Annotated in this window: 10 protein-coding genes; 1 reads left to right on the forward strand and 9 read right to left on the reverse strand. The window is 34.0% G+C overall.

Annotated features, from left to right (window positions below; genetic code table 11):
* Position 1 precedes the first annotated feature (1 nt).
* Positions 2-676, reverse strand: coding sequence for a ZIP family metal transporter (locus K1X16_RS07700; RefSeq protein ID WP_195872060.1), 675 nt, complete (start codon positions 674-676; stop codon positions 2-4).
* A gap of 5 nt (positions 677-681) precedes the next feature.
* Positions 682-1413: a class I SAM-dependent methyltransferase gene (locus K1X16_RS07705; RefSeq protein WP_225035654.1), complete on the reverse strand. Its 732-nt coding sequence runs from the start codon at positions 1411-1413 to the stop codon at positions 682-684.
* A 202-nt stretch (positions 1414-1615) separates the two neighbouring features.
* Here K1X16_RS07705 and K1X16_RS07710 point away from each other — a divergent pair, with 202 nt between their 5' ends.
* A complete protein-coding gene (locus K1X16_RS07710) occupies positions 1616-2773 on the forward strand; it encodes a class I SAM-dependent RNA methyltransferase (protein WP_225035655.1) in 1158 nt (385 codons plus the stop codon).
* A gap of 335 nt (positions 2774-3108) precedes the next feature.
* Here the strand turns inward: K1X16_RS07710 and K1X16_RS07715 are convergent, their stop codons facing one another.
* From K1X16_RS07715 to uvrA, 7 genes are all read right to left on the reverse strand, one after another.
* Positions 3109-3585 carry a hypothetical protein gene (locus K1X16_RS07715; protein ID WP_225035656.1) on the reverse strand — a complete coding sequence of 159 codons (477 nt, stop codon included), beginning with the start codon at positions 3583-3585 and terminating at the stop codon, positions 3109-3111.
* A gap of 118 nt (positions 3586-3703) precedes the next feature.
* Complete coding sequence (locus K1X16_RS07720) at positions 3704-6115, reverse strand: thiamine pyrophosphate-dependent enzyme (protein WP_225035657.1); 2412 nt, start codon at positions 6113-6115, stop codon at positions 3704-3706.
* A 154-nt stretch (positions 6116-6269) separates the two neighbouring features.
* Positions 6270-9110 carry a metalloprotease gene (locus K1X16_RS07725; protein ID WP_225035658.1) on the reverse strand — a complete coding sequence of 947 codons (2841 nt, stop codon included), beginning with the start codon at positions 9108-9110 and terminating at the stop codon, positions 6270-6272.
* Positions 9111-10349, reverse strand: a complete 1239-nt coding sequence (locus K1X16_RS07730; RefSeq protein ID WP_225035659.1) for an endonuclease/exonuclease/phosphatase family protein — start codon at positions 10347-10349, stop codon at positions 9111-9113.
* A 61-nt stretch (positions 10350-10410) separates the two neighbouring features.
* Entirely contained in the window at positions 10411-11097 is a 687-nt protein-coding gene (locus K1X16_RS07735; protein WP_195872067.1) for a TIGR00730 family Rossman fold protein, read from the reverse strand.
* A gap of 171 nt (positions 11098-11268) precedes the next feature.
* A complete protein-coding gene (locus K1X16_RS07740; RefSeq protein WP_195872068.1) occupies positions 11269-11436 on the reverse strand; it encodes a lmo0937 family membrane protein in 168 nt (55 codons plus the stop codon).
* 143 nt (positions 11437-11579) lie between these two features.
* Complete coding sequence (uvrA, locus tag K1X16_RS07745) at positions 11580-14405, reverse strand: excinuclease ABC subunit UvrA (RefSeq protein WP_225035660.1); 2826 nt, start codon at positions 14403-14405, stop codon at positions 11580-11582.
* Positions 14406-15295: the final 890 nt, after the last annotated feature.

The raw sequence follows: 15295 nt of genomic DNA on the forward strand, positions 1-15295 counted from the left end.
ATTAAATCATATAAGCAATTGCAATACCTAACACGATAGCCACCAACTTAGATAAATTAAATTTATGACCTTCACCAGTTTCAAATAAAATGGTTGTAGAAATGTGTAAAAAGATACCAATAACGACGGCATTAATAACATCTACATAGGTTGCCATAAAAGTTGAGTGGTTAGAAATAAAAGTCCCCAAAGGCGTCATTGCCGCAAAAATGATTAGAAAACTTATAATCTGTTTCTTGTTGTAGTTAGATTTTAATAAAAAAGTAGCAACTAATATTGCAATAGGTATTTTGTGAATTAAAACACCATAAACCATATCGTTATGTTGGTGTATGGGAAAACCTTCTAAAAAACTATGAATACACAAGCTGATGAAGAGCAACCAAGGAAAATCATTATCGTTCTTATGGATATGTACATGGCCATGCTCAGCACCTTTAGAAAAGAACTCTAAAATAACTTGAAGTAAAATACCACACATTATATACAATCCGGTTTGCTTTGCATCAATATGGTGATACACTTCTGGTAATAAATCAAAAAGTGTAAGTGCAAGTAAAAAGGCACCACTAAAAGATAGTAGCAACTTAGTATAATTGGACTTTTGTGTTTTAGTGAGTATAGCAATAACAACACCAATAACAACGGCAAGTAATGGTAATAAATAGCTGTTCATTCAGTTTACTTAAAAATCATAATCATACGTTCCGATGTTTTAGCGTGATACTTATGGAGTTTATAATCTCCAAAAACATCTAACAAATGTACTCCGGCTTTTTCAAAAAGTGTTTCAAAATCTTTTAGTGTAAATGCTTTTACACGTTCTTGAAATTCAAAATGTTCTCCGTCGGCTTCAAAACTAATATCTTTTACGATGTATCCTTCTTTGACAGATCGTTTTTGATGAAAATCAATGCCGTCAACCGTTTTTACATCTTCGGCAATTAAATTATCTATAATGTAATTGGTATTCATAAAATCGATAACACCAAATCCAAAGTCATTTAATTCTGCCTGAATAGACTTTATAGTTTCAAGATTGCATTTATCATCTTCAAAATAGCCAAAACTTGTAAAAAGATTTAAAACAGCATCAAACGTATCAGGATAAGGTTTGCTCATATCATGGACATCAAATCGTAGCGATTCATTTTCAAACTGCTTAGCGTGTGCAATGCTTTGTTCAGATAAATCAGCTCCAGTAACATTGTAACCTAAAGAGTTTAAGTACACGGAATGTCTCCCTTTACCACATGCTAAATCTAGAATTTTGCCATGCTCTGGGATATTAAGATAGTTGGTTAGATTATCCATAAAGTTTTGCGCTTCAGTATAATCTCTATCTTTATATAAAATATGGTAGTACGGAGTGTCAAACCACGAAGCATACCATTGTTTAGTTGATTTAGTCATAATTATCTCCTATTAAAAAAGGAGTCTTTTTAATTAAAATAATTAGTGGCCATCATAAGTGCTAAGGGAAAGGTACTCTTAATTATCAATAACAGCGTACTGTAAGTTTTATCCAAAGTTTCGAGATGATGACTCCTAAGTTAGTTTTTAGGATTACATGCTACAAAAATACTGTATTTTTGCAATCTATTAGAAGGAACATATGGACAATAATTTTAAGATGTTAGCCAAAACATTATTTGGTTTCGAAGATTTACTAGCAAAAGAACTCACTCAACTTGGTGCCATGAACGTAGAGAAAGGCATACGGAATGTGACTTTTGAAGGTGATAAAGGTTTTATGTATAAAGCTAATCTTGGACTTAGAACTGCTATAAAAATACTTAAACCTATTCATTCTTTCAGAGTTGCCAAAGAGGACGATCTTTACAAAAATGTAAAGAACATGAAATGGGAAGAGTACCTAAAATCTACGGGGTCTTTGGCTGTAGATGCTACAGTACATAATAGTGTATTTACCCATTCGCTCTATACAGCTTTAAAAACTAAAGATGCGATTGTAGATCGTTTTAGAGATATCGATGGCACAAGACCAGATGTAGATTTACGTTTTCCAGATTTAAAAATTAACGTTCATATAGATCGTCAACGTTGTACTATTTCGTTAGATACTTCTGGCGAATCGTTACACAGACGTGGCTACAAATCAGCAACAAATATTGCACCTATAAATGAAGTTTTAGCGGCAGGATTAATTATGATGAGTGGTTGGGACGGTCAATCAGATTTTATGGATCCGATGTGTGGTAGTGGAACTATGTTGGCAGAAGCGGCAATGATTGCATGTAATATTCCACCAAACTTAATGCGAAAAGAGTTTGCTTTTGAACGATGGGAAGATTGGGATGTCGATTTGTTTGAGAAAATTGAAGAATCTCTTTTAAAGAAAACACGCGATTTTCATTATAAAATATTAGGTTACGACAAATCTCCGTCCGCTGTAGCTAAAGCGAAAGAAAACATGAAAAATGCGCATTTAGATGAATTTATTCATATTCAGCATGAAGATTTCTTTAAAACTCAAAAATCGGGTAACGATAAATTACATATGGTTTTTAATCCTCCGTATGGTGAGCGTTTAGAAAATTTAAATGTTGAAGAATTCTACGGAAATATTGGAAGCACATTAAAACATGGTTATCCAGGAACCAACGCTTGGCTAATAACCTCAAACCTTGAAGCTTTAAAATCAGTAGGATTACGTCCATCTCGAAAGATTAAAGTCTTTAACGCTAAGCTTGAAGCCAGATTGGTGAAGTATGAAATGTACGAAGGAAGCCGAAAGGCTAAAAAGCAGTAAGTGAATTTTGAGCAGTTAGACTTTAGTTGCGAGCTGTGAACTGTGAATTGAAAGTTTACAGTTTCATTTGTGATTTTCAGAAACTAAGATGATTTTTTAGAAAAATTACTCAGTGAATCTTTGTGGTTTCTCTGTGCGTCTCTGTGTAATAAGCTTCTTTTTCGAATTTGCAGTGTCCAATTTTGAGTCTTTGGTTTTCTGTTACAACGTTTTATTAAGTCGATACTGAAAAATACGCTGTGAATCTTCATGTTTCTTCGTGAATCTCTGCGTAATTATATTCTTTACGACTTAGCGTCTTTGCGAGATGTAGATTTGAAACAGAACACACGTTCTTAGCTCGCTAACGCCTCTAACTGTATATTATAATCATACTGTAAATCCTCATGCAACACTTTAATCTTTTTCTTTATGGAAAGAATTTGACGTTCATATAAATTACTCAAGGTTGTATTTTTATGAATCGAAGGTTGTAGGTCATTCAAGCGTTCACAAAAGTAGAGTAGGAGTTCTACTTCCGTTGTTTTCTTTAAAGAATACCGACTATACACACGGATTTGTCTCAATATTTTCCGAATCGTTTTCTTCATATAAAAATAGCTATCGGTATTAATACCTTCAAACAATTCGTCTAAAGTTAATTTTACACTTGCGATATAGCCATCTTCGTCATGAGATTCAAATAATAAGTAGGTAAGTAAGGCTTTATTTTCTTTTTTAAATTTACCTAAGCGTAAACAGAGTTCTAAAAGCTCTTCTTGAGAAAGGTGCTTGAGTTCTTTTTTTATGGTAACGATAGATTCAATCTTCATGCTATAAATTTAAGATTTTTCGGTGTAGTTGTATGAGAAACTGGGACAAAACTAAAAGCAGCTAATTATATAAGATAATTAACTGCTTTTTTATTTATTGTAAAATTGTAATTCTTACTTATCTCAATTTTGGATAATCGGCAGGGTTCAATTCATGCATTACATCGTAGATGGCTTCAAATATATCTTCGGCAGATGGTTTTGAAAAATAATCACCATCAGTTCCGTATGCTGGTCTGTGTGGTTGCGCAGCTAAAGTTTTTGGTGCACCATCTAAAAACTGAAAGGCGTTTTGGGTATTTAAAATTTCATTCAAAATATACGCTGAAGCTCCTCCTTTTACATCTTCATCAATCACCATAACGCGGTTGGTTTTGGCGATACTTTTAACGATATCATGATTAATATCAAACGGTAATAACGATTGTACATCAATGATTTCTGCATCAATACCAACCACTTGCAATTCTTTGGCAGCTTTTTCTACTAATCGCAATGTAGAACCGTAAGAAACTAAAGTGATATCCTTACCTTCTCTAATGGTTTCTACAACACCAATCGGTGTTTTAAATTTACCAATATTATTAGGTAATTTTTCTTTTAATCGGTAACCATTTAAGCACTCTACTACTAAAGCAGGTTCGTCGCTATCTAACAAGGTGTTGTAAAAACCAGCGGCTTTTGTCATGTTTCTTGGTACTAATACATGAATACCTCTAATTAAGTTCAGTACACCTCCCATTTGTGAGCCAGAATGCCAAATACCTTCTAGTCTGTGACCACGCGTTCTTACAATTAATGGAGCTTTTTGACGCCCTTTTGTTCTGTATTGAACCGTTGCTAAATCATCACTCATTATTTGTAAGGCATACATAATGTAGTCTAAATACTGAATCTCTGCAATAGGTCTTAAGCCACGCATTGCCATACCAATACCTTGCCCAATTATGGTAGCTTCTCTAATGCCTGTATCAGATACTCTTAGTGCTCCGTGTTTTTCTTGAAGCCCTTCTAATCCTTGGTTTACATCTCCAATATAACCAGCATCTTCTCCAAAAATTAAGGCTTCAGGATAGTTGCTAAATAAAGCGTCGAAATTCTCTCGTAATACCACACGTCCATCAACTTCTTGTGCATTAGGATCGTATGTTGGAAGAATTTCTTGTTGGTTTAATACATTTTGTTGCGATTCACTATATAAATGTGAACTGTATTTTGGTTGAATGGTTGCAATATAATTTGTAATCCAATGTTGAAGCGCTGTTTTTTGCGAAGAGGATTCAGATACTACATAACGCAATGCTTTTCTTGTTGCCGTCAAAATATTACGACGTAGTGGTTCGTCAAAACCTTCTAATTCATTTTTTAGCTTTGTAATAAAAACGCCATTAGGACTAGATGCTGCTAATTCCTCTAATAAATGAAGTGCTTCTTTACGTTCTGCGATAATAGGATTTATACACGCTGCCCAAGCGGCTTTTTTACCTTCTCTAACGGCTTTTTTAATTGAGCGTTCTAAAGCAGTAAGTTCTTCGTCTGTAGCAATGTTATTTTCAAGAATCCAAAGGCGCATTTGTGCATTACAATCGTATTCAGCTTCCCACTTTAAACGCTCTTGATTTTTATAACGCTCATGAGATCCAGAAGTAGAATGCCCTTGTGGTTGTGTTAATTCTTGAACATGAATCATAACAGGAACATGTTCGTTTCTTGAAATTTTAGCAGCACGTTGGTACGTGTCCATTAATTCAGGATAGTTCCAACCATCAACTCTAAAGATTTCATAACCTTTTTCGTCTTCATTACGTTGAAATCCTTTTAATATTTCTGATATATTCTCTTTGGTTGTTTGATGTCTTGCGTGTACAGAGATGCCATAATGATCATCCCAAATGCTAATAACCATAGGGACTTGTAATACTCCGGCTGCATTTATAGTTTCAAAAAATAAGCCTTCACTTGTACTCGCATTACCAATTGTTCCCCAAGCAATTTCATTTCCTTCGTTAGAGAATTTTGTGGTGTCAATTCCGTCAACCTTTCTGTATATTTTAGAAGCTTGCGCTAAACCTAAAAGTCTAGGCATTTGACCAGCTGTTGGAGAAATATCTGAACTAGAATTCTTTTGTAATGTTAAGTTGTTCCATTGTCCATTTTCATCTAAACTATGTGTTGCAAAATGGCCTCCCATTTGACGACCAGCAGACATAGGCTCGTCTTTAATATCTGTATTGGCATATAAGCCAGCAAAAAATTGCTCAATAGTAAGTTCTCCAATAGCCATCATAAAGGTCTGATCTCTATAATAACCAGATCTAAAATCACCATTTTGAAAGGCTTTTGCCCATGCGATTTGAGGAATTTCTTTTCCGTCACCAAAAATACCAAACTTGGCTTTTCCGGTTAAGACTTCTCTACGACCAAGCAAACTACACTCCCGACTCGTAACAGCAAGTTTGTAATCATTTAAAACTTCTGTTTTAAAATCTTCAAATGTAATTTCGGTTTTGGTATTAGGATTCGTCTTCATAAACGCATTTTTTAAGTATTGCGAAAGTACGAAAAATTAAGATTTAATGCAAGGTCTATTTGTGTTATAGTATTGCGATATTCTCAGTGAAACCATGAATTCTTTGAAAATAATTGAAATAAATTAGTGATTTCAACATTTCAATAAGAATCTGTTAATACCACTTTCGCCTAAAAAGGCCAAGAAGTACTTGTGGGTCTACCGTAAACATAAATCGGATGCGTTGGTCGTAGTTAGGTTGACCAACTTCCCAACCAAGGTTAGAATATATAGGAAAGTAGATCTCAAAATAATCTTCAACAAGATTTAAACGTATACCAGAATCATAAACAAATTTAGGGTCGACGTACTTGTTTTTTACTAATCCAATATCCGTATAAGCTTGAATATATCTCCAAATAGAAGTGCTAAAATTGGCGGTTGTCATCCATTGATTGGCAAACGGAGTTTCTAATTTAGACTTAAAGCCACCTTCGGCAATAATAATTTGTTGACTAAATATTCCTGAAGCTTCTGAGCGACCTAAATAGTTAAAGTCAAACAGATAGTCTGTTGGACGGTCTAAAGCAAAACTAAAATAATTAGAATTGGGATCAGACTTGTTGTTTAAGAAAACGCCAGCAAAAAATCTAAAATTAATATTTCGGTTGCCTTGTGTTAGTTTTCTAAACTCATAATTAAAAGAGACCTTACTGAATTTATTGGCAACCTGAATATCTGTTGATAATCTAGAATAATTAATAACTCCAGGACTAAAATGCGTGTATCTTAAATTAAACACGCCATAATCTGGCTCCTCTAATAAAACGGTTGCATCCTCACCAAGTTCTCGATTAATACTCACGTAACGCGCCATTATTTGATCCGTTTGAGGAGATCTAAAATTAGAATCATCCCTAAAGCTGAATGCAATAGTTGGTCTAATTCTAGTAAAAAAGGCATCCGTAGCAAAGGATTGGTAACCTGCCGTTATACCATATGTAATATCAAAAAGATTTTGATCTTCAAAATTGTGCGTGTAAAATATTGACGTAGAGCCTGTGAGTGTTTTGGACTTTGTAGCATATTGTGGTGAAAAACGATAGTTTAATCGCTTTCTTAACAACGTTTTGTTATACACTTTTGTGCCTAAAGTTAAGCCGTCATAGATATTATTAAACTCAACCAATGGCATAAAGAAAATCTGATTGTAATTAGGGTCTTCTAAATCTTTAAATAACCGTAATTGAAATGGTTTGTTGTTTAAAAACGAGCCTTGTGTAGCTTTATAATTATCGCGCTGATTGTATTCTGGAATCACGTTATTATAATCTAAAGCAAACTTATCTGTACTGTCTTTTGCTAAAGTAATGGTTTTAGTGTCTTGTATATTCTCTACCCATAATTTTCCAATTACCGAATCATTTTTTAATTTAAAAAGTGAAATAGGCATGGTATTATCGCGCTTATTTTTTATGGTTAATTTTAAAGAATCTTCTAAGGTTTTTACAGATGAAATTTTGAAATCTATCTTTTTTCTAGTGTTTAAATAATCGGTAAAAAACCAACGAATATCTTTTGAAGTTTTAGAGCTGATAAACGTTTCAAAATCAGATAAGGCAACCGATTCTAATTGTTTTGACTTTAAAAAGTCGGTGATGTGATCAGATAAACTAGTATCGTCCATAAACTGATCTAAGTAGTTAAGACCTATTCCTGCTTTGTATTTACCAGCAATATTTGTATTAAACTTCGTTAAAGAATCTTTAGACGTGGTTAAAGGTTGATCTCTATTTTTTCGAGCAATTTCCATGGAATATAGATAGTACTGAAAATTAAAATTTAAGTCTGCAGCATGAAACGATTTAATGCCCCAAACATCGGCTAAAGTGCCCAATAGTTTTACGTCTGGATAATTCTCTTCAACATATTTAATTAAATAATACACCTGAAGTCCTTCACTTAACCAATGCTCTTTTCTTGGGTTAAGCAACAGAACATTATCAATATATTTTTTTAATGCGGTTTTGAGAAGTTTTAATTCATATTGAAAGTCCTCTTGAAACGGACGGAAAAACGGAGGTAATTGATTTAAACCATACAACGGGTCTTTTTGATAATCAATAGACGTTACCAATAATTGTTTGTGCGGATACGTACCAAGATGTTTTGTAAGATAACGTGTAATCTTATCGGTAATTAATGCTTTTACAGGTCCTGGTAAGCCTTTTTCTTTGATGTCTGATACGATTATAAAGTCATCAGTTTGAACAAAATTATACAATGGAAATTTATAAAGCGATAAGTAGGTGTCTGTTCGATCCTTTCCACTTAAAATAGTGGTTTGTGTGTTCTTTTCGTTGTTAAAAGTTGTAGCGTTAAAGTTGAGCTCAGACGTTACTTTATAATTTCTTGGATGTGTAATACTAAGGGTTATATCGGATTTTGGAATAAATAAATCATCTAGATTTTTATTGCTGTAATAATGCCATTCGCCATCGTAAACAGCAGGAGTGATGTACCAATATTTTAAGTCGAAATCGTTGGTCTTAGTTACCCCATAATCTGTAAACGTTGCATCAGGAATTAACAATTGGTAGTTAAGATGTAAGGTGTAAGATTCACCAGCTTGTAGTGGGTTTTCTAAATCGACTTTTATAACATCAGGATGTGCTTTAAGACGATCAAATTCTAATAGAGTTTCTGTTTCATTTTTAATTGAAGTTACTACTGTAAAACCGCGCTCTTCATTTTTTGCTAAATGGAATTTAGTGCTAAACTCTTCTTCAAAACGTTTGGCTAATGGTGTCGATTTTGTAGAGTAACTATTATTCCAATCATTGAGATAAATAGTATTGAGCACATCAGTTGTTTCATTCTTATACACTATGGTCTGCGATACTGAAATAGTTTTGGTGTCTATATTAATATCTGCAGCAACAGTCATGGTGTTTTGAGCTGCAATAGTGTAGCCAAAACCAACGAAGAGGACTGTTATAATGAGGTGCTTAATCAATTAGAGAATAATAAACTTTAGAGGATTAAAATTAGTATGAGGTGTAGCTAAATAATATAAGCCACTTTGTAAATCAGAAACATCAATGTAGTGTTTAGTATCAGAATTCATTTGAAATGTTTTTACCTGTTGGCCCATACTGTTGTGGATTATTAACGTTTGGTTATATAATTCTACGGCATCATTAGTAACAACAAGTTTATCGTTTATAAGCGTAGCATCCAAACTAAACTGCGATGAATATTGAAAATGATCTACACTTAAAAATGTAGCATCGGTTTCTAAAGACAATGTAACGGGTAAGTGGTCACTAAAATTGTGTAAATGATTTCTTAATGTATACGAAAATTGTGAGTCTGTGGTTTCACATTCAGTCGAATTAATAGATTTATTCCAACAAGACACTAAACCATTGTTGCCATATACTTGGTAAGATTCTGGTACATACGTAACATCAGCTGTACTTGCCATGTTTTTAGAAGTTAATATAAAATCAAAACGATCGTCAAATCCTCCATTAGCTCCACCCATTCCTGTTTGTGTACGTGTCGATTGGGTAAATACATCAATATAATTGGTATTATTATGCCAACTACCCACGCGGTTGGCCGGATCTGTAAACGTTATAGCATTACTATCACTTAGTAAGTTTTGGAATGCTGCTTCGGTTGCCGTATAAACATTTAAATCACCTCCCAAAATCACCTTACTATCAGATGGTAAGGTGTCTAAATAGTTTTCTAAATCTAAAACCATTTCTGCCCGTTTTTGAGCATTCGCAGTTCCGCTTGAAGCTTTTAAATGGCAGACAACAACATAGATATCTGTTGGGTTTGTATTGTGATTTGTAGTGTTTAGTCGTAGACGATACACGTTAAAATCTCTTAAATAGGTTGGAACAATTATTTCTTCTTCTAAGCTGAATTTTGTGCTATTATAATACAATAAGTTCTGTAAGTCATTTTGATCGCCATAAGAATCATCAGACGTATTAGAGACATACGTTGCCATTTCAAAATTGGTATCAATAGCAGATTTTGTAGTGTTTAAAACATCAATGGCACCAGTAATATTATTAAGCTCACAAACCAAAAATAAATCGGGTTCATAATCCGAAAGTATATAAGATAAATCTGTTAACCGATTAGGAACAGCATCTTCTAATGGATAATTGAGTAAATTATAAAACATTACTTTAATAGTTTCTTGACTAGAAACTTGCGATATTGTAAATAGCATAATTACAAGACAACCTAAAAACTTCTTTTTCATAGCAGTGAAGGGAGAAATTTAGATGTTCTTAGAAATTAGGGCTAAGATCGTATTCTTTATAAAAGTCGTTAAGGATATCAATGACTTCATCTCCAGTATCAACAAGGTGAATAAGGTTTAAATCATCAGCACTAATGTTTTTGGCATCTATTAAGGTGGTTTTTATCCAATCTATTAAACCTCCCCAAAATTCTTTTCCAACTAAAATTATAGGAAAGGATTCTATTTTGTGTGTTTGAATTAAAGTAATCGCTTCAAAAAGTTCGTCTAAAGTTCCAAAACCTCCAGGCATTACAACAAAACCTTGAGAGTATTTTACAAACATGACTTTGCGAACAAAGAAATAATCAAAATCTAAACTCTTATCAGAATCTATGTAAGGATTATCGTGTTGTTCAAATGGCAATTCTATATTTAATCCTACAGAGGTTCCGCCTGCAATATGTGCTCCTTTGTTACCAGCTTCCATAATTCCTGGTCCACCACCTGTAATAACACCATAGCCATGTTCTACAATTTTTGAAGCCACTTCTTCTGCTAATTTGTAATATTTATGATCTGGTTTAGTACGTGCTGATCCAAATATAGAAACACAAGGTCCTATTTTACTCAGTTTTTCATAACCGTTTACAAACTCTCCCATGATTTTAAAAATCGCCCATGAGTCGTTTGTTTTTATTTCATTCCATCGTTTACTGTTACTTTCTGTATGCATAAAATCAATTTAATTTATTATAACAATATAAAAGCCATACGTCAATATGGCTTTGTCTTAATTAAAGACTTTCAAAGTTAAGTTAAAATGATTGAAATAGGTATTTAAACACAAAAAAAATAAGCGTACCTAGATATTGAGATACGCTTGTGAATTTAATTTATTTAGTATTTATAGTGGTTTTCGACCAGAAATAATATTGTACAAAATAACAACTACTGCAATCACTAATAAAACATGAATGAGGCTACTGCTACTCATACCAGGAATTATATCTAATAATCCAAGCAACCATACTACGATACAAATTACGGCTACAAGCCAAAGAATACTTTTCATAATGTTAAGGATTTTTGTGTTAGTCCTATCAAGTTATGAATTAAACCGATAGCGTTTTAATTTTTGTCGTAATCGAGTTAACAATATTATGATACAAGTTAGAATTAATTGTCCAATAGCCTTCCAGCGGCTATAAATCCCTTCTACATTTCCTTTTTTAAGAACTGAGCCGTATAACTTTTCTTATCTTTTATGAGTTGTTCAGGTGTTCCTTTAGCAACGACTTCTCCACCGCCTTTTCCACCTTCGTAACCAATATCAATAATGTAATCTACGGTTTTAATAACATCGAGATTGTGCTCAATAATTAAGACCGTATTGCCTTTATCGGCAAGTTTATTAAGGACTTTCATAAGCACTCTAATATCTTCAAAATGTAAACCTGTTGTGGGTTCGTCTAAAATATAAAAGGTGTTTCCTGTATCGCGTTTGCTCAGTTCTGTCGCTAACTTAATACGTTGAGCTTCTCCTCCCGATAGTGTGGTACTTTGTTGTCCTAAAGTAATATAGCCCAAACCAACATCTTTAATGGTCTTTAATTTTCTGTGAATTTTAGGAATATGCTCAAAGAAATTGACAGCTTCTTCAATCGTCATATTTAACACATCACTAATCGATTTGCCTTTATATCTAATTTCTAAAGTTTCACGATTGAAACGCTTGCCTTGGCAGGTTTCACATTCCACATATACATCTGGTAAGAAATTCATTTCAATCACTCGCAAACCACCACCTTGACAGGTTTCGCAACGTCCTCCTTTTACATTAAAACTAAAACGACCTGGTTTGTATCCGCGAATCATGGCTTCTGGTATCATGGCAAATAGCTTGCGTATTTCGTCAAAAGTTTTGGTGTAGGTTGCTGGATTACTTCGTGGTGTTCTACCAATTGGCGATTGGTTAATGTCGATAACCTTATCTAAATGCTCTAAGCCTTTAATGCTTTTGTAAGGCATTGGTACCTTAACGCCATTAAAATAATGCGCATTGAGAATAGGGTAGAGGGTTTCGTTAATTAATGTCGATTTCCCACTTCCAGAAACGCCTGTAATTCCAATCATTTTTCCCAACGGAAACTCGACATCAACGTTCTTCAGATTATTCCCTGTGCAGCCTTTTAAAATGAGTTTTTTACCATTGCCTTTTCGTCGGGTTTTCGGAATTTCAATTTCCTTTTCACCATTGAGATAAGCGGCTGTAAGTGTGTGTTGAGATACTAATTCTTTCGGTGTGCCTTCGCTAATAATTTCACCACCATGTTTGCCTGCAAATGGTCCAATATCAATCACGTGGTCGGCACGTTCTATCATATCTTTGTCGTGCTCTACAACAATCACAGAGTTACCAACATCGCGTAATGAGATTAAAGAGTTAATCAATTTTTCGTTATCGCGCTGGTGTAAACCAATACTTGGCTCATCTAAAATATAGAGTACACCAACCAATTGCGAACCAATCTGTGTGGCTAGTCGTATACGTTGTGCCTCTCCTCCTGATAAGGATTTAGAACTTCGGTTTAAGCTGAGGTAGGTGAGCCCTACATCGAGTAAAAACTGAACTCTACTTCTAATTTCTTTTATAATTTCGGCAGAAATTTGTTGTTGTTTGGGAGATAAGCGTTCTAATAAACCATTAAACCAATTGCCTAACTCTATCACATCCATATTTACCAAATCGGCAATACTTTTGCCATCCACTTTAAAATAAAGTGACTCTTTGCGTAAACGAGAACCATCGCAAACTGGGCAGGTGACTTTGTCCATATACTCTTTTGCCCATCGTTTTAAAGACGAAGAATCTGAGTTGTATTGACTTTCAATAAAATTAGCAACACCTTCAAAATCTATATTATAATCGCGAGCAACACCTAAGAGTTTGCTTTCAACTGTAAACTTATCTTTTCCACCCTTAAGAATTACTTGTTTCGCTTCTTCAGGAATAGCGGCCCAAGGATCATTTAACGAAAATTCAAAACGTTGTGCAATGGTTTCAAACTGTTTGAAAATCCAACTTTTCTTTTGCGGACCATGTGGTGCTAAAGCGCCATTTTTTATAGATAGCGATTCGTCTGGAACTAATTTTTTGTCATTCACCACATACAATTCTCCAATACCATTACAGTTATTACAAGCTCCTTTTGGTGAGTTGAATGAAAAATTATTAGGTTCTGGATTAGGATAGGAAATTCCAGTAGAAGGACACATTAAATTCCGGCTAAAAAAACGAGGTTCATTGGTGTCTTGGTCAATAACCATTAGTACATCATCTCCATGGTACATGGCTGTATTAATGCTTTCCATTAACCGTTTTTCATTGTTGTCGGAGTCGTCAATCTTAAGTCGATCAATGACAATTTCAATATCGTGCGTTTTGTAACGGTCTAGTTTTAGACCTTTCTCAAGATCAACAATAACTCCATCAGTTCTAACTTTTACGAATCCTTGCTTGGCTATTTGCTCAAACAATTCGCGATAATGCCCTTTTCGAGAGCGAATAACAGGCGATAAGATATTAATCCGTTTGCCCTTATAAGCATCTAAGATGAGGTCTTTTATTTGTTCATCATTATAACTTACCATTTGCTCACCTGTATTAAAACTATAGGCATCAGCAGCTCTGGCATAAAGTAATCGTAAAAAATCGTATATCTCAGTAATCGTCCCAACAGTAGAGCGTGGCGATTTACTTGTTGTTTTTTGTTCTATGGCAATGACTGGCGAGAGTCCATCAATCTTATCGACATCTGGCCGTTCTAAACTTCCCAAAAACTGACGTGCGTAGGCCGAAAACGTTTCAATATAACGACGTTGTCCTTCGGCATAAATAGTATCGAAAGCTAAGGACGATTTTCCACTTCCTGACAAACCAGTAATAACCACTAATTGTTCGCGTGGAATGGTAACATCAATGTTTTTTAAGTTGTGAACACGTGCTCCTTGTACTTCAATGGAATCGTTAAATGGGCTCATATTTAGATTTATCCTCTCGTTTTTAGCAAAGTTGCAAAGATACAAATTCTAGATGTCATTGAGAGGGAGAATGATAAAGCAATCTTATTGCAAAGGATTGTTATTCGTTATCTGATTTAATACCGCTTCGCTTTTAGAGATTAGAACTAAGATTTATTTCTAAACCACGGAATAACGGAATCAACTCTACCATATATAAAGTACAGAAACAGCATAAAAATAATTGTGATTGAAAAATATTATCCACCAATTAACTCTATGTTATAAGGTGGCATTAGTATGACTATTAATAGGTTTGTTAATTAAAAAATGGGAATTATTTATCTCCACCTATCCTGTTGTAGGTGCGAATGACTAAAACAGCCCAAACCACAACACAAATCGATACAAATATCGAAAACGATAACATTATTTCATTGGCCTCCATTCAATATTTGTTTTAAAAAGATAGTAAAAGCGAGAATTGTAGGCGCCCATAAACCAATAAAGATTGCATGATGCTGATCACCTCTTAAGAATAAATATAAAGCAACGATGATAATTAATGCACAGAGCATCATAATAAAAATGTTGAGAGGGCCTATTTTTTTTGTAAAATTCATGCTTAGTTAATTCGTTAATGGTTTAAATTTAAGAAAAAAAAGCATGAGTTTCTTATAAGTCACGATTTTAAGTGGTTTTCCTGATAAAAAACAACTGTCTTTCCTTTTTTGAAGGACAGCTCATACTTTATACATCACTTGAATGGAGTTTAGTTTCTCATTTTAAACACAGAATATCCTTACATAATAAAGAAATCAATCCCATAGCGATGTTATAACAAAACCACGTCATTTTACGTGGCTTTTTAGTTTAAAGCCCTTACCTTTATATCGACAGAAATAACAGAA

It is taken from the genome of Winogradskyella sp. SM1960, from assembly GCF_020179375.1.
In the GTDB taxonomy this organism is placed as follows: Bacteria; Bacteroidota; Bacteroidia; order Flavobacteriales; family Flavobacteriaceae; genus Winogradskyella; species Winogradskyella marina.

Bases quoted from the DNA above. Each gene is read 5' to 3' on its own strand.
- K1X16_RS07715 (WP_225035656.1), bottom strand. From the start codon at position 3,585: ATGAAGATTGAATCTATCGTTACCATAAAAAAAGAACTCAAGCACCTT.
- K1X16_RS07705 (WP_225035654.1), bottom strand. From the start codon at position 1,413: ATGACTAAATCAACTAAACAATGGTATGCTTCGTGGTTTGACACTCCG.
- K1X16_RS07740 (WP_195872068.1), bottom strand. From the start codon at position 11,436: ATGAAAAGTATTCTTTGGCTTGTAGCCGTAATTTGTATCGTAGTATGG.
- K1X16_RS07710 (WP_225035655.1), top strand. From the start codon at position 1,616: ATGGACAATAATTTTAAGATGTTAGCCAAAACATTATTTGGTTTCGAA.
- K1X16_RS07720 (WP_225035657.1), bottom strand. From the start codon at position 6,115: ATGAAGACGAATCCTAATACCAAAACCGAAATTACATTTGAAGATTTT.
- uvrA (WP_225035660.1), bottom strand. From the start codon at position 14,405: ATGAGCCCATTTAACGATTCCATTGAAGTACAAGGAGCACGTGTTCAC.
- K1X16_RS07730 (WP_225035659.1), bottom strand. From the start codon at position 10,349: ATGCTATTTACAATATCGCAAGTTTCTAGTCAAGAAACTATTAAAGTA.
- K1X16_RS07700 (WP_195872060.1), bottom strand. From the start codon at position 676: ATGAACAGCTATTTATTACCATTACTTGCCGTTGTTATTGGTGTTGTT.
- K1X16_RS07735 (WP_195872067.1), bottom strand. From the start codon at position 11,097: ATGCATACAGAAAGTAACAGTAAACGATGGAATGAAATAAAAACAAAC.